12 protein-coding genes are annotated in these 22,926 nt (G+C 36.5%); 4 read left to right on the top strand and 8 right to left on the bottom strand.

Translation table 11 applies throughout. The features are described 5' to 3' along the window. Nucleotides 1-3 precede the first annotated feature (3 nt). Nucleotides 4-1,803, bottom strand: coding sequence for an excinuclease ABC subunit UvrC (uvrC, locus tag Q0Q96_RS11670; protein ID WP_293875594.1), 1,800 nt, complete (start codon nucleotides 1,801-1,803; stop codon nucleotides 4-6). A 58-nt stretch (nucleotides 1,804-1,861) separates the two neighbouring features. Between uvrC and Q0Q96_RS11665 the strand changes: the two genes are divergently transcribed. Beyond that, a complete protein-coding gene (locus Q0Q96_RS11665; RefSeq protein ID WP_293875592.1) occupies nucleotides 1,862-2,431 on the top strand; it encodes a 5-formyltetrahydrofolate cyclo-ligase in 570 nt (189 codons plus the stop codon). Here the strand turns inward: Q0Q96_RS11665 and Q0Q96_RS11660 are convergent. The 6 genes from Q0Q96_RS11660 to gdhA form a co-directional block, all read right to left on the bottom strand. Further along, nucleotides 2,403-3,026 (bottom strand): lipoprotein signal peptidase, encoded by a 624-nt coding sequence (locus tag Q0Q96_RS11660; protein ID WP_293875590.1) that lies wholly within the window; start codon nucleotides 3,024-3,026, stop codon nucleotides 2,403-2,405. The genes Q0Q96_RS11665 and Q0Q96_RS11660 overlap by 29 nt on opposite strands. 87 nt (nucleotides 3,027-3,113) lie before the next feature. After that, nucleotides 3,114-3,494: a TraR/DksA C4-type zinc finger protein gene (locus Q0Q96_RS11655; protein WP_293875588.1), complete on the bottom strand. Its 381-nt coding sequence runs from the start codon at nucleotides 3,492-3,494 to the stop codon at nucleotides 3,114-3,116. Between the two features lie 7 nt (nucleotides 3,495-3,501). Beyond that, nucleotides 3,502-6,903, bottom strand: a complete 3,402-nt coding sequence (ileS, locus tag Q0Q96_RS11650) for an isoleucine--tRNA ligase (RefSeq protein WP_293875586.1) — start codon at nucleotides 6,901-6,903, stop codon at nucleotides 3,502-3,504. Nucleotides 6,904-7,029: 126 nt separating this feature from the next. After that, nucleotides 7,030-7,743 (bottom strand): DNA repair protein RecO, encoded by a 714-nt coding sequence (gene recO / locus Q0Q96_RS11645; protein ID WP_293875584.1) that lies wholly within the window; start codon nucleotides 7,741-7,743, stop codon nucleotides 7,030-7,032. 72 nt (nucleotides 7,744-7,815) lie between these two features. Continuing rightward, on the bottom strand, nucleotides 7,816-10,110 hold the full coding sequence (locus tag Q0Q96_RS11640; RefSeq protein ID WP_293875582.1) for a two-component regulator propeller domain-containing protein: 2,295 nt from the start codon (nucleotides 10,108-10,110) through the stop codon (nucleotides 7,816-7,818). Nucleotides 10,111-10,230: 120 nt separating this feature from the next. Further along, nucleotides 10,231-11,574 (bottom strand): NADP-specific glutamate dehydrogenase, encoded by a 1,344-nt coding sequence (gdhA, locus tag Q0Q96_RS11635; protein ID WP_293875580.1) that lies wholly within the window; start codon nucleotides 11,572-11,574, stop codon nucleotides 10,231-10,233. A 252-nt stretch (nucleotides 11,575-11,826) separates the two neighbouring features. Between gdhA and Q0Q96_RS11630 the strand changes: the two genes are divergently transcribed. Next, nucleotides 11,827-12,609, top strand: a complete 783-nt coding sequence (locus Q0Q96_RS11630) for a glutamate dehydrogenase (protein ID WP_293875578.1) — start codon at nucleotides 11,827-11,829, stop codon at nucleotides 12,607-12,609. Between the two features lie 3 nt (nucleotides 12,610-12,612). On the opposite strand, the gene hflX is transcribed toward Q0Q96_RS11630, so the two are convergent. Then, complete coding sequence (gene hflX, locus Q0Q96_RS11625) at nucleotides 12,613-13,842, bottom strand: GTPase HflX (RefSeq protein ID WP_293875576.1); 1,230 nt, start codon at nucleotides 13,840-13,842, stop codon at nucleotides 12,613-12,615. Between the two features lie 189 nt (nucleotides 13,843-14,031). Here hflX and Q0Q96_RS11620 point away from each other — a divergent pair, with 189 nt between their 5' ends. Both Q0Q96_RS11620 and Q0Q96_RS11615 read left to right on the top strand, forming a co-directional pair. Then, nucleotides 14,032-21,963 (top strand): CUB domain-containing protein, encoded by a 7,932-nt coding sequence (locus Q0Q96_RS11620; protein WP_293875574.1) that lies wholly within the window; start codon nucleotides 14,032-14,034, stop codon nucleotides 21,961-21,963. Between the two features lie 40 nt (nucleotides 21,964-22,003). Continuing rightward, complete coding sequence (locus Q0Q96_RS11615; protein ID WP_293875572.1) at nucleotides 22,004-22,924, top strand: type IX secretion system membrane protein PorP/SprF; 921 nt, start codon at nucleotides 22,004-22,006, stop codon at nucleotides 22,922-22,924. The last annotated feature ends 2 nt before the right edge of the window (nucleotides 22,925-22,926 follow it).

The raw sequence follows: 22,926 nt of genomic DNA, 5'->3' as shown, positions 1-22,926 counted from the left end.
GCATTAACGTTTACTTATGTTGTAAAATTCGGAAATTTTTTTGGCTTTTGATACACCTACAACATCAGAAATTTCTTTTTCTGTTGCTAATTTTAATCTTTTTACACTTTTAAAATATTTTAATAATAGCAACATCGTCTTTTCGCCAATGCCAGAAATAGTTTCAATAGTTGAATTTAAAGCCGCTTTACTTCTTTTATCTCGATGATGTGTGATTCCAAAACGATGTGCTTCGTTCCTCAACTGTTGAATAATTTTTAAGCTTTCCGATTTTTTGTCTAAATATAACGGCACCGAATCGCCGGGATAAAACAATTCTTCCAACCGTTTGGCAATACCAATTACAGCAATTTTACCTCGTAATCCCAAATCATCCATACTTTTTAAGGCCGATGACAATTGTCCTTTTCCTCCATCAATGATAATGAGTTGCGGTAAAGACAGGTTTTCATCAAGCATTCGTTTGTACCTTCGATAAACTACCTCTTCCATCGATGCAAAATCATTTGGCCCTTCTACGGTTTTAATGTTGAAATGCCGATAATCTTTCTTGCTTGGTTTGCCGTCTTTAAAAACTACGCATGCTGCAACTGGATTTGTCCCTTGAATATTAGAATTATCAAAACATTCAATATGACGAGGCTCGATCGAAAGTCGTAAATCCTTTTGCATTTGTGCCATGATGCGGTTCGTGTGACGCTCTGGGTCTACAATCTGAATTTGTTTCAATTGTTCCAATCGTTGGTATTTGGCATTGCGTTGCGACAATTCTAAAATTTGCTTTTTATCGCCAAGTTGTGGTACAGTAACTTTTATTTTGTCTCCAAAATCTAAAACAAAAGGCAAAATTATTTCTTTGGATGTCAAGCTAAACCGTTCCCGAAGTTCTACTACGGCAAGTTCCAAAAGTTCTTCATCGGTTTCGTCCAATTTTTTTTTGAGTTCCAATGTAAAGGATCGAATGATTGCGCCATGAGCGATTTGCAAAAAATTTACATACGCCACCGCTTCATCAGAAATAATAGAAAACACATCAATATTGGAAATTTTTGGATTTAAAATAGTAGAGCGTGATTGGTAATTTTCGAGAACTGCTATCTTTTCTTTGACTTTTTGAGCTGCTTCAAACTTCATTTCAAAAGCTAAATCCTGCATCAATTTTTTAAAATCGCGCATGCTATCTTTAAAATTTCCTTTTAGAATTTCTCGAATGGCATCCACTTGTTTTTGATAGTTTTCTAGCAATTCCAATCCCTCACAGGGTCCTTTACAATTGCCAATATGGTATTCTAGACATACTTTAAATTTATGCAATCGAATGTTACTTTCGTTCAAATCGTAGTTACACGTTCGTAACGGATATAACTCTTTAATCAAATCCAAAATAGTATGCACCGTTTTAAAACTAGTGTATGGTCCAAAATATTCAGAGCCGTCTTTGATCATTTTTCGTGTTGAAAATATGCGCGAAAATGGTTCTTTTTTGATGCAAATCCAAGGGTAGGTTTTATCATCGCGCAACAAAACATTGTAACGTGGCTGCAGTTTTTTTATTAAATTATTTTCTAATAAAAAGGCGTCTTGTTCCGATGAAACTACAATGTGTTTAATGGTAACAATCTTCTTAACTAAAACATTAGTTTTGGCTGTATCATGTAGTTTATTGAAATAAGAGGACACTCTTTTTTTGAGATTTTTGGCTTTGCCAACGTATAGAATTTTCCCAGCTGCATCATAATACTGATATACGCCAGGACTGTCCGGTAGCGATTGCAGTTGAAGTTCAAGAGAAGTGATTTCCATTTACGATTGAGAATCTGGATTGATTTCAAAGTTATAAAAATTAAAGTACTTTTGAGGGATGAATAAAAAGGACTTACGTAAAAAGTATAAAGAACTTCGCCAAGAATTATCAGTTGATGTCATTGAGGATAAAAGTTTGGCAATTGCTAACCGATTATTACAACTCGATATTTGGGAGAAAACCTATTTTCATTTGTTCCTCAACATCGAAGAGCAAAAAGAAATTGATACGGAATTTATTCTTCAACTATTAGTAGGTAAAGACAAAGAAATTGTGGTGGCAAAAAGCAATTTTGATACGCTTGAAATGACAAATTATCTGCTGACAGATAGTACTAAATTTCAAAAAAATGAATACAATGTCTACGAACCAGTTGATGGAATAGAAGTTCCTAATTTTAAAATAGATGTGGTGTTTCTTCCTTTATTAGCTTATGATACCAAAGGAAATAGAGTAGGATATGGCAAAGGATTTTACGATACTTTTTTGTCCAAATGCCGTGAAGATGTTGTCAAAATAGGCTTATCTTTTTTTGATCCTGAAGAGGTTATTGACGATGTTTCTTCAACAGATATTTCCTTGAATTATTGTGTTACACCTACGAGTGTGTATATGCTTCCACAATAGTTTTCTTAACAAATGCTTTTTTGTTAAATACAATTAAGATGCCAACGCCTGTTGAAATCGCCATATCAGCAATGTTAAAAATGGCATTAAAAAATTTAAACGATTGACCTCCGTACAGCGGCAACCATTTAGGAAAAGTTCCTTCAAATATTGGAAAGTACAACATATCAACGACCTTACCATGAAACCAAGTCCCTGAAGGTTTGTCTGCAAAAAGTGTTGCTAAATGGCTGTAACTGTCATCAAAAACAACACCATAAAAAACAGAATCAATAATGTTTCCAACCGCTCCTGCAAATATCAGCGCAATGGCGACCATCAAATAATTTGAACTGTGTTTTGTGCTTGCTTCATACAACCAATAGCCAATCCCAAAGACTGCCAAAATTCTAAAAACTGTCAATATTATTTTACCATATTCGCCCGGTATTTTAGCACCCCAAGCCATTCCTTCGTTTTCAATCAGCATTAATTTAAACCAGCTGGTGACATCAATAGTTTCATTGTAAATGAAATTGGTCTTAATAAAAATTTTGAAAAACTGGTCAAGTATTAAAATAATAGCAATGAGTAAAACAGAACTTCGTAATGACATTTTTTTAAATTTTAATGGCTCAAAAATAGTATTTTTTTATAAAAACATCACTTAAAGGGGAGTGATGCTTACTATTACATGAAGTAGTTATCGTTGCATATTTTTCGCTTCTATACTCATAGTAGCATGGGGAACTACGCGTAATCTGTCTTTGCCAATAAGTTTTCCTGTTACTTTACAAACGCCGTATGTTTTATTTTCTACACGAAAAAGTGCATTTTTTAAATCTCGCAGAAACTTTTCCTGACGAATCGCCAACTGCGAGTTGGCTTCTTTGCTCATCGTTTCGCTTCCTTCTTCAAAGGCTTTAAACGTTGGTGAAGTATCATCAGTTCCATTGTTTAAATCATTCATGTAGGCACTCTTTATCAATTCTAAATCGGCTTTTGCCTTGTCCATTTTATTTATGATAATTTCTTTGAACTCTGCTAAATCAGCATCCGAGTATCTCATTTTTTCTTCGATCATCTTTATTCTATTTTGAGATTAATATTCTTGTTTTTATGTTATCAAATTCTATTTCTGTTCCGGTTTCCATAGCAGCTACAAAAACCAATGTTTCTGTTAATGTTTCTGATTTAATATATTTTTCATTGGCAATGACTGCTTTTTCTAATTCGCTATTATACTGCAAATGAACTTTTATTTTATCAGTTACTTCAAACCCGCTGTCCTTTCTGATGTTTTGAATGCGGTTTACCAATTCTCTGGCTATGCCTTCTTTTATTAATTCTTCGGTTAGCGTAATATCTAAAGCTACTGTAATTCCGTTAGCATTTGCGACCAACCAACCCGGAATATCTTGCGAAGAGATTTCAACATCATTGGATGTTAAAATTATACTATTTCCTGAAATAACAAGCGTAAGTTCGCCATTTGTATCTAATTCATCTATTTGTTCCGAAGTTAAATTTTGTATTGCATTGGAAATCAAACCCATATCTTTGCCAAAACGGGGACCTAATGCTTTGAAATTCGGCTTAATTTGCTTTACCAAAACGCCTGATGCATCATCTAAAAGTTCGATTTCTTTAACGTTTACTTCAGCTTTTATTAGGTCTGAAACTGCTTCGATTTCTGAACGCTGACTCTCGTCAAGTATTGGTATCATTATCTTTTGCAGCGGTTGGCGCACTTTTATCATTTCTTTTTTGCGAAGCGATAATACTAATGAGGAAACCGTTTGAGCTTTCATCATTCTGCTTTCCAACGATTTATCAACAAAGTTTTCAACCGAAACCGGGAATAAAGCTAGGTGAACGCTGGTAAAATTCTCTTTTTGAGTTGTGTTAATTAAATCGCGATACAATTGATCCATAAAGAACGGAGCAATCGGTGCTGCTAATTTAGCTACATTTAGCAAGCAGGTATATAAGGTTTGATAAGCTGCAATTTTATCTGTCTCGTATTCGCCTTTCCAAAATCTTCTTCGACACAAACGAACATACCAGTTGCTCAAATTTTCCTGAACGAAGTCAGAAATAGCTCGAGCCGCTTTGGTTGGTTCGTAATCGGCGTATGCTTCATCAACTGTTTTTATCAACGTATGTAATTCTGATAAAATCCAACGGTCAATTTCTGGTCGTTCGTTCAACGGAATTTCGGCTTCTGAAAATGTAAAATTGTCAATATTTGCATATAATGTAAAGAACGAATAAGTGTTGTAAAGTGTTCCGAAAAATTTTCTACGAACCTCAGCAATTCCTTCAATATCAAATTTCAAGTTATCCCACGGATTTGCATTAGTTATCATGTACCAACGAGTCGCATCTGGACCAAATTCTTCAATAGTTTTAAAAGGATCGGTTGCATTTCCAAGACGTTTAGACATTTTTTGTCCGTTTTTATCCAAAACCAAACCATTTGAAACTACATTTTTATAAGCAACTTTATCAAAAACTAAAGTCCCAATTGCGTGCAAAGTATAAAACCAACCACGAGTTTGATCTACACCTTCGGCAATAAAATCGGCAGGAAAATCTTTATTATCGTCTATTTTATCTTTGTTTTCAAACGGATAATGCCACTGCGCATAAGGCATTGCTCCCGAATCGAACCAAACGTCAATCAAATCAGATTCACGTTTCATTGCTTTTCCTGATGGCGAAACTAGAGTGATTTTATCAACTACATTTTTATGTAAATCGACTAAATCGTAGTTTTTTTCGCTCATGTTTCCAACTTTAAAACCTTTGAAAGGATTTACTGTTTCAACGCCAGCTTGGATTGCTTTTTCGATTTCTGAATATAATTCTTCTACTGAACCAATTAATATTTCTTCGGTTCCATCTTCGGTTCTCCAAATTGGCAATGGAATTCCCCAATATCTTGAACGCGATAAATTCCAATCGTTAGCATTTTTTAACCAATTTCCAAAACGACCTTCGCCAGTTGCTTTTGGTTTCCAGTTGATGGTTTCGTTCAAGTCGAACATTCTGTCTTTGATTTCCGTAACTTTGATGAACCAAGAATCTAACGGATAATATAAAATTGGTTTGTCAGTTCTCCAACAATGTGGATAACTGTGCACGTATTTTTCAACTTTAAAAGCCTTATTTTCTTCTTTTAATTGGATAGCGATTTCAACATCGGCAGAGCGTTCTGGTGCTTCGCCATCATTGTAATATTCGTTTTTAACGTACTTTCCAGACAAATCACCCAAATCTTGAATGAATTTACCTTGTAAATCAACCAAAGGCACTGGATTTCCGTTCGCATCTAAAACCAACATTGGTGGCACTTCTGGCGTTGCTTCTTTAGCAACTTTAGCATCATCTGCACCAAAAGTTGGCGCTGTGTGAACGATTCCAGTTCCATCTTCTGTAGTTACGAAATCTCCAGCAATTACTCTAAAAGCATTTTCAGGATTTTGGTATGGCAAAGTCAATTTCATCAATTGTTCGTAACGAATTCCGACTAAATCTAAACCTTTGCATTCAGCTAGAATATGATATGGAATATTTTTATCGCCTTCTTTAAAATTTTCAAAATCGGAAGGTTCATTTGATACAAAAAATCCTTTCCCGAATTGTTTTCCGACAAGGTTTTTAGCTAAAATTACTTTGGTTGGACGAAATGTGTATTGATTGAAAGTTTCTACCAAAACATAATCGATTTTTGGTCCAACAGTCAACGCTGTGTTTGAAGGTAAAGTCCAAGGAGTGGTCGTCCAAGCCAAAATATGAACCTCGCCAAAACCTTGTAAAAAACTTGGTAAGGTTTCTGTTTTTGCAAGAAATTGAGCAACAACCGTTGTGTCAGTAACATCTCTGTAACTTCCGGGTTGGTTTACTTCGTGAGATGATAAACCTGTTCCAGCTTTTGGAGAATATGGTTGAATGGTGTAACCTTTGTAAAGTAAATCTTTGTTATAAATTTGTTTCAACAACCACCAAACCGATTCCATATATTTGGATTTGTACGTCACATATGGATCTTCCATATCAACCCAATAACCCATTTTTTCGGTCAAATCGTTCCAAACATCTGTGTAACGCATTACGGTTTTTTTACACGCTTCGTTATATTCTTCTACCGAAATGGTTTTTCCGATGTCTTCTTTGGTGATTCCTAATTCTTTCTCGGTACCTAATTCTACTGGTAATCCGTGCGTATCCCAACCTGCTTTTCGCTTTACTTGAAAGCCTTTTTGAGTTTTATATCGACAAAAAATATCTTTAATTGCACGCGCCATCACGTGGTGAATTCCAGGTAAACCATTTGCAGATGGTGGACCTTCAAAAAACACGAATGGAATTGCACCTTCGCGAGAAGTGACGCTTTGCTCAAAGACATTATTTTTTTTCCAAAAATCAAGGACTTCAGCCGCTACATTAGGCAGGTCAAGTCCTTTGTATTCAGTAAACTTGGTACTCATTTTTATTGTAATCTTAAATCAGTTTGCGAAAGTAATAAATAGTTGTGAGTTATAAGTTATGAGTTATAAGTTTTTGCAACACCAGGTAAAGGGTAAGTTTTATTTGAAAAGGCATTATTTAAATCATTAAGCGAAAACCTCTTTCAAAACGTCAAGCGATTTTGGTTTTTTAAACCCATCTAGATGAGTGGTGTAGTAAGAAAGCAGCATTTTTAAGAGGATTTGTCTTTCTGTACCTGCAAATATTTTTTGGTCACTATCAAATTTTAAATAGAGAAGCTTTTTGAACATTGCTGTCTCGTGTTCGTTCCAACAATTAGTTCCTGTAAGATTTGTAAAAATTCCTTCTTTGATGTCAAAAAAATTAAATTCAATAGCCGTAATATCGGGATAAAACCCAAGAAATTTGCTCATTTCTAGCATTAATATCAAATGAAAATTTGCTACATCGTCATGGGCATCGAACCATAAAAGTGCTGACTCTAGAAACAGGAATAAGTTTTCGTTTTTTTCTTCTTCTCGAATGCTGTGATGAATAATCTCTGAGAGAAATAGTATGATAGTGCTTTTGACAATGTTGGTGCTAATGCTTTGGTAGGCGTGCGCTAATTTTATTTCTTTGAAATGTTCGAGTGTTCCTTTGTTTTTGTGGCTAGCTTCGATTTCTAGGATTGATAAAGGTTGAAAGTAAGCAATTTTTTGACTTGCTTTTTTTGCTGAAAATGCATTGAGCACAAAATAACTTTTTAAACCATCCGATTGGGTTAAGCATTTTACAATCAGGCTTTTTTCTTGGTATTTTAGTGATGATAAAACGATGGCTTTGGTTTTGACTAACATTTGAATGGGGAATGGTGAATGATGAATGATGAACTGTGCTGAAATTCACAATTCATAATTTACAACTCACAATTATCTTATTATCATGACTTTTTTGACGGCAGTTGCGGAGCCATCTTGCGCCGCAATAAAAATCATGTAAACGCCCGAAGCTACTTTGTATTTGCCAAAAGCGGTCGTGTCCCATTCTATGGTTCCGCCTTCGGAAGTGGTTTCGTACACTAAATTACCTTCGATATCGCTGATTTTTATATTGGCTTTTGATATTAATCCGGCAACTTTGACGGTTCCTGTAAATTCTGGGCGAACAGGATTTGGATAGATGTAAACCGCGTCTAAATTATCATTGGGTTTTGTAGCTGTTCCTTTGAATGAAACGAGCCCTTTATCTGTTGCAAAAAAAACTTCTCCGGTAGTTTCATTAATTTCTATATCATTGACTACATTACTTGGTAACGGAGAATTGTCTGTGGTAAAATGATAAATTTTATCCTGACCATTTGATGAAAATAAAAAAACCCCAGAATCTGCGGTTGAAATCCACTTTTGATTTGAACCATTGACTGCAATATCGGTAATATATTGTTGGTATAAAAGTTCACTTGGTGTTCCGTTTTCCAATATAATTATCGAATTGGCTTTTATTTGATCGGGAGAGCTGTAACTTGCTGTGCTCGAAATAACTCTTAATCCTCGGTAAGTTCCTATCCAAACTTGGTTTCTATTATCTATTGCCAATGCTCTAACGTCTTTTGAGGGTAGGTTTCCTGTTTCTGGGTCTTCGGTTATTTTTTTAAAAACATTGGTGTTTTCGTTAAATGCGATAACACCGTCTTGAAAAGTTGCCATCCATTTTGTGCCACTATTATCAATGGCAATGCGGGCAAAATCACCACTCTCATAACTTGCTAAGATAGTATCCATATTGTAGGCTTGCCATTGACCACCAGATTTTAGAACATTGAGTCCATTTTTTACACGACTGTTGGTTACCCATAAATTCCCGGATCTATCAAAAGCGGTAGCCGAAATTCTAATATTAGTATTTGACGGCGAGGTCAATGATTTCAAACTACTATTACTTTCGTTATAGAGCGTCGTGGGTAAGCCTGAATCAAGTTTTAATAACCCCCTGTTGTACGAACTTATGTAAACTTTATTTTCATCGTTTGGGTTTACTGTAATTCTAGTTAAAGCTTCTGCATTTGGCAAATCGCTATAAGGAATATAGGACCACAAATTGGTTTCATTGTATTTGCTTATTCCAAATTGTGAAAGCGAATAACCAAGGTAAGTATAAGGATTATATGAAATATCATAACCCCCATAAACAGCCCATAAATTTGACGAAGAACTGTTTATAGAAAACATATTGTTCATTTTTGGACCATTTGGCATTAAAAATTCAAAGTTGGTGGGATTACTTAATGTTGCCGAGATTATTCCGTTTTGATCTGTTCCTATGTATATAGTATTGTTGACAACTGTTGCGCAGGTAAATGTGACTACTGTGCTGGTAATTTGAGAAGTTGTAATATGAGCGACCTGAAGTAAGGAAGTATTGTAAACTAAAACATTATTGGCTGATGTTGCCACCAAATAATTATCGTAGGTTCTAATATCTAAACCAGCTTGTCCTAAACTACCTATTTGTTGAAAACTAGTGCCGCTATATTTATAAATATTATTGTTAGTATTGATTCCTATCAATTGATTGTTAAAGGTTACTAAACCGGTCCAGTAACCACCATCAAATACTAGCCATTGGGCATAGTCGTTCAAGTTTGGGTTGGTAATAGCGGCTTTTCTAATACCATAATATTGCGTATTGGCATAAATATCTCCATTTAAAATAGTAGTTTGAAAGACCTTGACCTCTAGTCCGTTTGGACCTATAAAGTAAGTGTCGCCAAATTCTAATGTGTTTAGTTTATATTGTACAATACCAAAATCACAAGAAACATAAACAATCCCATTATATTCCATAAAATGGTTCACTCTTTTGATATTATTCGGGATGTTTTTATTAATAATGTCAACTACTTTTAACATAGTTCCGTCGGCATCATTTATAACAATTAGTAAACCGTTTTCATAACCAACAATTGTCTTGTTAAATGTTTCACTATGATAAATGACAGAAATGGTTTGACCAGAAAGACCATCAATTGTATTGGTCGTTTTCAGCTCATTGGTGGCTATATTTTTGGAAAAAAGTGCATTTTCGGCAGCGGCATAAACTCTTGTGGTTGATTCAGAAACATCTTTTATTTTGTTATAAGAAAAATAGCCTTTCCAATTTTGATTTTGTTGAGCAAAACAAAATTGAATCATCAGCAGTGAAAAACAGAATAAAAACTTTTTCATCCGAAAAAAATTAGTACACAAATATAGTATAAACGTAAAAATTATGCATTTGTTGTATAACCATAAAAAACGTCTTTATTGCTAAAGACGTTTTCAGGTTATGGTTGGGTTTGTTATTATTTATACGATTCCTTGTGCGAGCATGGCATCAGCTACTTTCACGAAACCAGCAATGTTGGCACCTTTTACATAATCTGTATATCCTGTGGGATCTGTTCCATACTTTACACAAGCTGCGTGAATATTAGTCATGATGTCTTTCAATCGTTGATCTACTTCTTCAGATGTCCAGCTTAAACGCAACGAGTTTTGTGACATTTCTAGACCAGAAGTAGCAACACCACCAGCATTTGAAGCTTTTCCTGGTGCGAAAAGAATTTTTGCTTTTAAGAATTCGGTAACAGCTTCAGGAGTTGAAGGCATGTTTGCTCCTTCGGCAACACAAATACATCCGTTGGTGATGAGGATTTTTGCTTCTTCACCATTCAGTTCGTTTTGAGTAGCACATGGTAATGCAATATCGCATTTCACATCCCAAGGACGCTTTCCTGCTACAAATTTTGCAGAAGGATATTTACTAACATAATCAGAAATTCTTCCGTAGTTTACATTTTTTATTTCCATGATGTAAGCCAATTTTTGAGCGCTGATTCCGTCTGCGTCGTAAATATATCCCGAAGAATCGGAAGCGGTAACTACTTTACCACCAAGTTCTGTTGCTTTTTCGATAGCGTATTGTGCAACATTTCCAGAGCCGGAAACCACCACTGTTTTTCCGGAAAAACTTTCTCCTTTGGTGGCTAACATATTTTGAGCAAAATATACATCGCCATAACCCGTTGCCTCAGGACGAATTAATGATCCTCCAAAAGTGATTCCTTTTCCAGTTAATACGCCTGTAAATTCGTTTCTTACTCTTTTGTACTGTCCAAACATATAACCAACTTCTCTTCCTCCTACACCGATATCTCCGGCAGGAACGTCAGTATCTGCACCAATATGTTTTGATAATTCAGTCATAAAAGCTTGACAGAATTTCATGATTTCGTTATCTGATTTTCCTTTTGGATCAAAATCGGCACCACCTTTTCCGCCACCCATGGGCAATGTTGTTAAACTATTTTTGAACGTTTGCTCAAAAGCCAAGAATTTTAGTATGCTTAAATTTACCGACGGGTGAAAACGAATTCCTCCTTTATAAGGTCCAATGGCTGAATTCATTTGAATTCTGTAACCTCGATTTACTTGTGTTTTTCCTGCATCGTCAATCCAACATACCCGGAACATGATTACTCGTTCTGGTTCTACCATTCTTTCCAAAAGCATTTTGTTTTGGTATTTTTTATTTTGTTCTATAAATGGAATTACTGTTTCGGCAACTTCCATAACTGCTTGCATAAATTCGGGTTCATGACCGTTTCTTTTGGCAACCAATTCGATAAATGTGTTAATGCTTTGTGACATAAATTATACTATTATTGTTTTTAAGAAATCGATTTCGTAAAATCGGACAAATATACATTTTATTCAAATAAAGCGACATTTTTTTTTGCCTTGTACTTGTTTTTTTGCTTGTATCACATAAGCATTAAAAACTTTGTATTTTAAAACTCTTTATTTATTTTTTCGTATGTGAATCAAGTATTTTTTATTTTATTTTATATCTGGTTGATGTTTTTATATATTTGTCGATATTTGAATTAATTTAGTATGCAGATGCCCAAGACTTTTATCATAACCTTACTGTTGTTATTTGGTTTATCAAATACTGCTCATGCCCAATTTGGATTTTCTCATGAAATAGGAGCAATCGCGGGTCCTGTTGCTTTTCAATCTGATTATGGTGAGCGTCATAATTTTGCGACGAATGCTGGAAATACTGGCTATGGTATTGGTATTATTCACTATTTGAATTTTTCTTACCGTGCAGAGTGTAACTGTTACACGCCCGAAACGTATTTTAATGATCATTTCAAATTGCGAAGTGAGCTGTCTTATAATAAAACCAATCTTAAGCATTACGGAAAATGGGTTGACCCCAGCAAAACCGGCCTGATTGCAAATCAATTGAGAGCGATGAGAGGAAGCACTGCTGTTACTAATATTGGAATGCAATTAGAGTTTTTTCCTTTAAGTGTTAGACAATTTACGGCGACTTTGGGTTCGTTTGCGCCTTTCATTAGTTTGGGAGGACAGTTTAGTTTTTACAGTCCAAAAGCTTGGTCAGAACTTGGTCCCTTGAACACTCAAATTTCTACCCCTGATAAATATTTATATGCCACAACCAATCAAGGTGGAACCGTTTGGTCAATAGTTTCAAGTGTAGGTTGTCGATATAAATTGACACCACTATCAGACTTGATGGTTGATTTAAGAATGCAATATTATTTCTCGAACTGGGTTGACGGTTTAAATCCTGATCCTACCAGATATCCCGAAAACAGAGCAAACGACTGGAATGTTTGGTTTAATTTTGGGTATATTTATTATCTTAATTAATAGTTACAAATCGCCTTTTTCGACAGCATCTTTATAATCGGGATACAAAAATTGATTATAGGGAAACCGCGTAATGTGAATTTTTCTCACTGCTTCATAAACTTTTTCTCTGAACTCTTCGAAGTTTTCTTTATTGGTAGCCGAAATAAATAAGGCGTTCTTTTTACCAACATTACTCATCCATGTCGTTTTCCATTCCTCAAGTGTGTTGTGCTTGTTTGATCTTTCGGTAATTAAATCATCTTCTTCAATTACATGATTTTTAAAAGCATCAATTTTATTAAAAACCATAATTGTTTGTTTATAGTCACTCTTTATATCCTTCAAAATTTGATTAACAGAACTTATATGTTCTTCAAAATCAGCATGGGAAATATCAACTACGTGCAATAATAAATCAGCTTCTCTTACTTCATCAAGTGTGCTTTTAAAAGATTCTATTAATTGAGTGGGTAATTTTCTAATAAATCCGACAGTATCTGAAAGCAAAAAAGGTAGATTTTTAATAACCACTTTGCGAACTGTGGTATCAAGAGTAGCAAATAATTTATTTTCTACAAATACTTCACTTTTACTGATGACATTCATTAACGTTGACTTCCCTACATTAGTATAGCCGACGAGTGCCACACGAACCATGGTGCCACGATTCCCCCGTTGGACAGACATTTGTTTATCTATAGTTTTTATTTTTTCTTTTAATAATGCAATTCGATCGCGTACAATTCTTCTATCAGTTTCAATTTCTGTTTCTCCTGGTCCACGAAGACCGATTCCTCCCTTTTGACGTTCTAAATGCGTCCACATTCCTGAAAGTCTTGGTAACAAATATTGACATTGTGCCAGTTCCACTTGTGTTCGAGCATAAGAAGTTTCTGCTCTTTGAGCAAAAATGTCCAGTATTAAATTGGTTCGGTCGAGAACCTTGCAGTCTAAAATTTTAGATATGTTTTTTTGTTGTGAAGGAGATAATTCATCGTCAAAAATAACCGTAGAAATCTTTTTTTCTTTGATAAAAATGCTCACTTCGTCGATTTTACCAGTTCCCAAAAAAGTTTTGGGATTAGGTCTTTCCATTTTTTGTGAAAATCTTTTGACAACTTCTCCACCAGCTGTAAAAGTTAAGAATTCTAACTCGTCAAGAAATTCTGTTAATTTTTCTTCATTTTGATTTTGAGTAACGATACCAATAATTACAGTTCTCTCAAAATTTATAACTTCTTTTTCTAGCATTTTATTTTAATTCAATCACAAAATTAGGTATTTGAAAATAAAAAAATAAAAAAATATCTAAAGAATTATAAGTGAAATGTCATTTATTCAATCAAAAAAATTAATATTACTAATTATTTCATAAATTTTACTAAATTTGAACTTCAAAAAATTCTAAAAAATTCATACAATAACCAAAATTTTCATTTCATGAAAAAAATTACATTATTATTATTTTTGCTTTTCATTTCTTTTAGCGGTTATTCACAGTTACCTACCGAAGGTTTTGAAAACACAACTGGAATTTCGGGGCCACTTCCAGCGACTTGGGCATTAGGAACAGGAAACTGGGCTGTCTTTGAAAGAAATTCTAATCCATCGTTTGGCACAGTTCAAAGATGGGGTATTAATGCTTTTGCCACTGGACTTCAATATCAAGGGACTAATTGTGCCTCGGTCAATAGAGAGCAAATTGGCGCAGGAAACACTTCTGAAGATTTTCTTGCAACTCCAGCGGTAACAATCCCCGCTACTGGGATATCTGAATTACACTTTTGGACAAGAATGTTTACAAGTGGAAATCAAGGAACGATATACAAAGTGATGGTTGCACCAGTTGCAGCTGGTCAAACCACTCCAGCAAATTATTCCTTATTACAGCAATGGACTGAATTAGACCTTATAATACCAACATCTAACTTTAATGTTTACACTGAAAAGGTTGTGGATTTATCAGCTTATGCTGGTTTTGACATCTATGTAGCATTTGTTAGAGAATATACACAACCCACAGCTGCTTTGGATGGCGATCGCTGGTTAATAGATAATGTTGGAATTGCACCCCAGTGTACAGCCCCTGTCGCAGCTACTCCAACTGTATTGACTTCGACAACAGCGCAGTTAAATTGGTCAAATCCTAGTGGAGCCACTACATGGGAAATAGAAGTTGTTCCGGCCGCCGGAACTCCAACAGGAATTCCAAACTATCCTGCTTACAGCGGAACGCTTCCTTTTTTAGCAACGGTATTATTACCAAATACAGCATACAAATTTTATGTTAGAGCACTTTGTTCGACTGGATTTACTAGTCCGTGGTCGTTAGCCTCGGGTAACTTTACTACACAAGTAGCACCACCCGTGTGCGGTGGCAACTTAGTGGACTCTGGAGGTACAGCAGGAAATTATTCGAATAATGAAAATAGCACCACTACGGTGACACCTCCAGCTATGAATGTAACAACTGTTACATTTACAGCTTTTAACACCGAAGCTGGCGCCGACGTCTTGAAAATATACGATGGGCCTGATGCAACTTTCCCCCTATTAGCGACCTTATCTGGTACAACATTACCTCCTTCTTATACCTCAACGGCAGTTAACGGAGAATTAACATTCGTATTTACCTCAAATGGAACTGTTACTTCCACAGGTTATGCAGCCAATATTACTTGTGGTATAGCACCAGTATGTAGAATTCCGACCGCAGTGACTTCTAGTCTAATTACAACAACTTCTGTTTCGTTGAATTGGACACAGCCAACAAATCCTGATACAACAACATCTTCAACATGGGATATCATTGCATTACCATGTGGTTCTCCTGCTCCAACAGCTGCAAGTGTCCCAACGGTAAATGATCTTGCAATAGCTCCCCCGTATATTCTTGGTAGTTTAACTCCTGCCACTTGTTACGATATATATGTTAGAGCGGTTTGTTCTGCTAATAGTGGTTGGTCATCTGTACCGAGAACAATATCAACGCTAGTTGCGCCGCCAGTTTGTGGTGGAAACTTTGTAGACACGGGCGGATCAGCGGCAAATTATAGCAATAATTCAAATCTTACAACAATTATTAACCCATCAAATGTTGGCGATGCTGTTACAGTAACTTTTACTTCATTTAACACTCAAGCAGGTATTGATATTTTAAGAGTGTATGACGGTAATAGTGCAGCGGCTCCATTATTGGCAACTTTATCTGGAACCACTTTACCACCATCTTTCACAGCATCTTCTCCTTCCGGAAGCTTAACATTCGTATTCACATCAGATGGAACTATTACTGCCGCAGGTTGGATTGCTAACGTTACTTGTGCACCGCCACCCTCTTGTAGTGCTCCAACTACAATCACCTCTTCGGCATTTACGTATAACTCTGCCACATTAAGCTGGGTACAACCGGCAAATCCTGATTCTTCTGTTGCCAGTTCTTGGCAAGTTTTAGCATTGGCATGCGGTTCGCCTGCTCCTGCACCTACAGCTACAGGATTTGTAACTGCAAATACCAATTCAAATTTTGTGCTCACGCCACTAGCGGCTAATAGTTGTTTTAATATTTATATAAGAGCAGTTTGTGGAGCCACCACAAGCGCTTGGTCTTCAGTACCAATAACAATTAACACCCCAATTGCGCCACCTATTTGTGGAGGCAACTTTTTAGATTCTGGTGGTTTGACAACTGTAATTGGTACAGGAGTGCCAGGTCAATATGGCAATAATGAAAATATTACAACAACAATTTGTCCAACAAATCCAGGGGATGTTGTAACAGTGACCTTTACCTCTTTTAATACAGAGGCGACCTGGGATGGTTTATATGTATATAACGGAAATGCTGTTGTGCCTGCAAATATAATTGCTAGTGCCAATGGTGCAGGAAATGTTCCTGGTGGTATAGCAGGATCCTATTGGGGGAATTTAACAGGAGCTGCAATTCCTGGTCCCTTTACATCAACAAGTTCAGATGGTTGTTTGACATTTGTTTTTAGAAGTGATGGCTCTGGGCTTCGCGATGGTTGGGTTGCAAACGTTAGTTGCGCACTACCTCCAACATGTAGAAAACCAACTTCTTTAGGTACCACTGGATTAACTTTCAATTCAGTTTCCTTAAACTGGGTGCAACCTACAAACCCTGATACTACTGTTGCAACAGCCTGGCAAGTTTTAAGATTACCTTGCGGTTCACCGCTGCCAACAGCTACATCAACAGGATTTATTGATAATATCGTGAATCCATCTTTATTAACTGGATTAAGTTCTGCAACATGTTATGATATATATATACGAGCCGTCTGTAGCCCTATTGACAGTAGTACTTGGTCGGGACCAATCACGATAACAACTCTTGATGCGCCGCCAGTATGCGGTGGGAATTTTGTTGATAATGGCGGTACAACAGCAAATTATGCTGCCAATTCAAATGATACCACAACAATTTGTCCAACTAACCCAGGAGATGTTGTGACTGTAACTTTCACGACTTTTAATACCGAAGCTAACTATGATGCCTTGTATGTTTACAACGGGAATGCAGTGGTGCCGGCAAACTTAATTCCAAGTAATAACCCTCCGGCAAATGTCCCAGGAGGTTTAGCGGGCGGTTATTGGGGAACTACAATCCCTTGTCCTTTTACTTCTGCTGATGCGAATGGCTGTTTAACATTTGTTTTTAGAAGTGATGCTTCAGTACAATTAGCAGGGTGGACAGCCAATATCACTTGTGGGCCACCGCCTGCATGTAACGTTCCGTCGGCATTGACATCAAGTAATGTTAGGCATAATTCGGTTGTATTAAACTGGATACAACCTGCAAACGCAGATGCATCTGTAGCCTCTGCATGGCAAGTTTTAGCATTACCTTGCGGCTCTCCTGCGCCAACTGCAACTGCTACTGGGATTGTGGATGTCACTACTTCACCGCCTTTTCAGCTAACACCATTGACTCCTTCTACCTGTTATGATATTTATGTTAGAGCCAATTGCGGTTCAAGCACCAGCGCATGGGTTTGTACACCAGCTACGGTAACAACTTTAGCTACGCCACCCACTTGTGGAGGTGTGTTTACCGATGCGGGAGGAACAGCATTAGATTATGCAAACAACTCCAATATACCCACTTATATTTGTCCCACAAACCCTGGAGACGTTGTAACTGTAACATTTACCTCTTTTAATACACAAGCCACTTCTGATGGCCTTTATGTATATGATGGTAACGGAATTGTTCCTAGCAATCAAATTTCAAGTACTAATGGACCAGGAACTGTACCTGGACTTATACCTGGCTCATTTTGGGGTGCTTTAACAGGAGGAAATCTTCCAGGTCCATTTACCGCGACTAATCCAGATGGTTGTTTAACCTTTGTATTTAGAAGTAACGGATTTACAACTGCTGCTGGTTGGGTTGCGAACGTAACTTGTGCCCCGGCACCAACTTGTTCAAAACCAACTTTATTGAATGCTTCGGCTATTACTCAAACCTCTGCAGTACTTAATTGGACTCAAGTTCCAAACCCAAATGCATCAGTTGCGAACGCCTGGGAAGTTTTAATATTACCCACAGGTTCTACAATACCGACTGGACCAGGCATTCCCGTAACTAGTACTACATATCCTCAAGGTGGGTTAACCGCCGGAACTGCCTATGTTTTGTTTGTAAGAGCTATTTGTTCCCCAACAGATGCTAGTATCTGGGCAGCTTATAATTTTGCTACAATACCATCAAATGATGAATGTTTTAATGCAACCTTTGCAGTAGTTAACCAAAACTTAAACTGTGTACAAACAACGCCCGGAACATTGATAGGAGCAACTGGGTCTTTACCAACAACAACATGTCCTGGCGCAGCCAATGACGATGTTTGGTTTACTTTTACTGCAACTGCCGTAACACATGTTATTTCTTTTAATAATGTAACAACGCCTGCACCAGTTTTAGACTATGCTATTTTCCAAGGTAACAACTGTGGTGCATTAACACAAGTAGGATGTAACTCTGGAGCCAACTTAATTCCTGGGACAACTTATTATATCAGAGTATATTCTGATTCCGCACTTCCACAGTTTACAAATTTTAATTTGTGTATTGGTACCTTACCTTGTTCTGAAGCACCTGCTTTTTGTACTGGTCAAACTGTAACTTATGCTAATGCGACGAATGTTCCAAGTTTAGGTCAAATAGGTTGTTTATTTACTTCTCCTAATCCAGCTTTTTTCTTTTTGCAAGTAAACCAAGCTGGTCCTTTAAGTTATTTAATTTCTCAAACATCTACTGGTGGAACCGGACTAGACGTTGATTACGTAGCTTGGGGTCCTTTTACTAATTTGAGTACTGCTTGTGCTGGAGTACCCGCAAACCCGCTTGCAGGTCAATCACCACCATTGACACCCACTCAAGGTTGTAATGGAAATTTACATGCCTGTAGTTATTCGGCTGCACCTACTGAAATCATGTGTATACCTAATGCGCAATTGTGTGAGGTTTATGTTATCATGATTACAAACTATTCAAATCAAGTTGGTACTGTAACCTTTAGTCAGACAAATCAAGGTGGTGGAACCACACAATGTTTTCCTATAAATACATTTAATTATCCATCAACCTATTATTGTCAAAATCAACCAAACCCAACACCAGTGTTGGCTCCTGCTGCTACTTCTGGGGTTTATTCCTCTACTGTAGGATTGGTTTTTACAGATTCAGGTACTAATTCAACCTCAAATACAGGAGAAATTAATTTATTAGCAAGTATTCCTGGTCCTTACGTTATTACGAGTACTACTTTAACTAGTACAGGTGGTGCATGTACTAATATTCCAACGATAACTACCACAAGAACTGTGATTATTACAGCGCCCGCGAGTGCCACTATTTCTTATGCTGCAGCAACTTATTGTAACAATATAGCTACTGCACAACCTGTAAATAGAATAGGAACTTCTGGTGGAACGTATTCTTCTTCGCCTTCAGGCTTATTATTAAATTCAAATACTGGTGAAATTATTCCTGTTGCAAGTACACCAAATATTTATACGGTAACGTATACAATTCCTGCAGCAGGTGGTTGTTCTGTTTTTACTACAACAACAACGGTTGAAATTTTAGCTTCTCCAGTGGTTGTTCAAGCTTCAGTTGCTGCTTGTGATACATTTACTTTGCCTGCATTAACAGCTGGAAATTATTATGCCATAGCAGGTGGCGTAGGTTCACCTTTAAATATAAGTACTCCTATTACAAGTACTCAACCTGTATACATATATGTTGTTGGAACAAATGGTTGTATTACCGATAGACAGTTTACTGTAACTATTAATACAGTAGCAACACCTACCTATACGGTTACGCAATCTACATGTACAGCACCAACGGGATCCATAACTGTGAATTCACCTACTGGATCTGGAAGCCCAATACCTTCCAATTTATTTATTTCGGAAGTTACAGATGCAAATTCTGGTTCTTTAACCTATGTTGAGTTATATAACGGCACTGGAGCTCCTGTTAATTTAGCTAATTATAAATTGAAATTTTACACTTGGGGTTCACCTCCAACTGCAGAGAATTTATCATGTAATCTTCAATTATCGGGAACTATTGCAAATAATACTACCAATGTAATTAAAGTAAGTAACGACGCCAATATAGCAGGTGTGGTTCCAAATCAAACTTTTACAGGATGTGGAGGAGTCAATAATAACGATAATATTAGATTAACTACCGCAACGGATGTTGAAATTGATTTATGGGGTGTTACCAACGGATCTACATTTACTCCAAGTGGTCAGCCAGGTTATACCTATAGAAGATTAAATACTGCAACTGTTCCAAGTACTACTTGGAATCCTGCAGATTGGACTGCATTAGATCCAGAAGATTATACTAATTTGGGAAGTTATTCCTTACCCACTTCAAACTATCAATATAGTATAGATAACGGAGTTACTTTCGTGTCGAACCCCGTATTCAGTCCTCTTGCTATTGGGAACTATTCGTTAGTGGTTAAAGATATAGCAACGGGTTGTTTATCGGCACCTATTGCAATTGCAATTAATCCAACTAATCCAACTCCATCGGTTACAACGTTTAGTTATACTACACCTGTTTGCCAAAATGCAACGACTAATCCAATTCCAGATACTTCTGCGGCTGGATTTACAACTGGCGGTACGTTTACCTCTAATCCTGCAGCAGGAATAGACCTAAATGCTACAACAGGGGAGATTAATTTGATTAATACTATTGCTGGGACTTATGTAATAACTTACGGGGTACCATTTAACACGACAACTTGTGTCTCCGCTGGCTCAACAGATTTTACAATAGTTATAAATCCTGTTGTAAACCCAATACTTGGATTTAGTTACACTACACCAATTTGTCAAAATGCACAAGCTACGTTAGCGCCAACTTTAGTTACTGGCTTTACAACAGGCGGAACATTTACGTCTACATCTGGACTTTCAATTGATGGAGCTTCCGGTTTGATTACTTTTGCAACAAGTACGCCTGGTCCTTACACCATCACTTATACTTCCAATGCAGATTTACCATCATGTTTGGTTGGTGGATCTAATACATTTAATATTATCATCAATCCAGTAATTACTCCTGTAACGAGTTTTAGTTACGACACCCCTTTTTGTTCTAATGATGCGATTAATTTACAATCACCAGCATTAGGAACAGGATTTACTAATGGTGGAACATTTACTTCAACAACAAATTTGTCAATTGATGCTGCTACAGGGGTTATTAATACTCAAAGCAGTACACCGGGACCTTATACTATTACTTATACCATTGCTGCAAATGTAGGAACTTGTCAAATAGCAGGAACTGGAACGGCACAGGTAATGATAATACCTCCGGTAATTTTTACGATTGTCGGTGGATGTGAGAGTATAAAGTATGTTCTAACAGCAACTCCCGTTAATGGTTCTTTTAACCCAAGCACGGCGTCGTATCAATGGTACAATACTCAAGGACTAATAGTTGGCGAAAACGCTCAAAGCTTAACCGTACCGGCTACAGGTAATTACACTGTGAAGGTTACAGTTGATGGTTGCGACACGATTTCGGCTCCCTTTAATGTGCTATCAATTATTTGTCAGATACAGAAAGGTATTTCTGTAAACAATGATGGTTTAAATGACACTTTCGATTTAACTGGTTTTAATGTTAAAAAATTGACCATCTTTAACAGATTAGGAATGACAGTGTATACTAGAAATGATTATACAAATGAATGGGGTGGGAAATCTGACAAGGGCGATGACCTACCAGACGGAACCTATTATTATGTAATTGACAGAAATAATGGAGAAGTCAAAACAGGTTGGATTTATATTAATAGAGCACAATAAAACAGTATATAATTTTATTCAAAATAAAACAAAAAACAAAATGAAGAAACTATATTTCATTGCGATATTGGCTTTAGCAATTACAAAGGTAAGCGCACAGCAAGATCCGCATTACACACAATATATGTATAATATGAGTGTGATAAATCCAGCTTATGCTGGTTCAAAAGAAGGCTTGTCGGGCGGTTTTCTTTACAGAGCACAATGGGTTGGTATAGAAGGTGCACCAACAACAGGAACCTTTTTTATTCATAGTCCTGTAGGCCGAAATGTTGGTTTAGGTCTTTCAATTATTTCAGATAAGATTGGACCTGTACAAGAAAACAACTTTTATGGCGATTTCTCGTACACCTTAAATTTAGGCGGTGAACATCGATTGGCTTTTGGTTTAAAAGCTGGTGCAACCATGCATAAAATTGACTTTAATACAATTTATCCAACGCTGCCTCAACCATCAACAAATGATCCGTTTTCTGGTGCAAATCCAAACAATACCTTTTTAAACATTGGTTCTGGAGTTTTCTATTACACCGATAAATATTATATCGCTTTATCTGTTCCTAACATGTTAAAGTCAAAATATTTAGATTTTAATGGAAGGCAGTATGGAACTGAAGTAATACATTATTTCTTGACGGGAGGTTATGTGTTTGATTTAAATCCAAATCTAAAATTCAAACCTTTTGCTATGATAAAATCATCGGTAAACGCACCAGTCTCTTTCGATGTTTCTACGAACTTTATGTTTTTTGATAAATTAGAGTTAGGAGCTACGTATAGATTGCAAGATTCATTTGGAGCTATGGTAAATTTTGCTATTACACCAAGTTTACGAGTAGGATATGCTTATGATCATATCGTTTCAGATTTAAAAGTTGTAGCACCTGCTTCACATGAATTTATGCTGCTATTTGATCTAAATTTCCCGAAAAAAGTATCACGTTCACCAAGATATTTCTAACC

This window comes from Flavobacterium sp., from assembly GCF_025352015.1.
Taxonomy (GTDB): Bacteria; Bacteroidota; Bacteroidia; order Flavobacteriales; family Flavobacteriaceae; genus Flavobacterium.
This window is presented reverse-complemented; position numbering and strand designations above follow the sequence as displayed.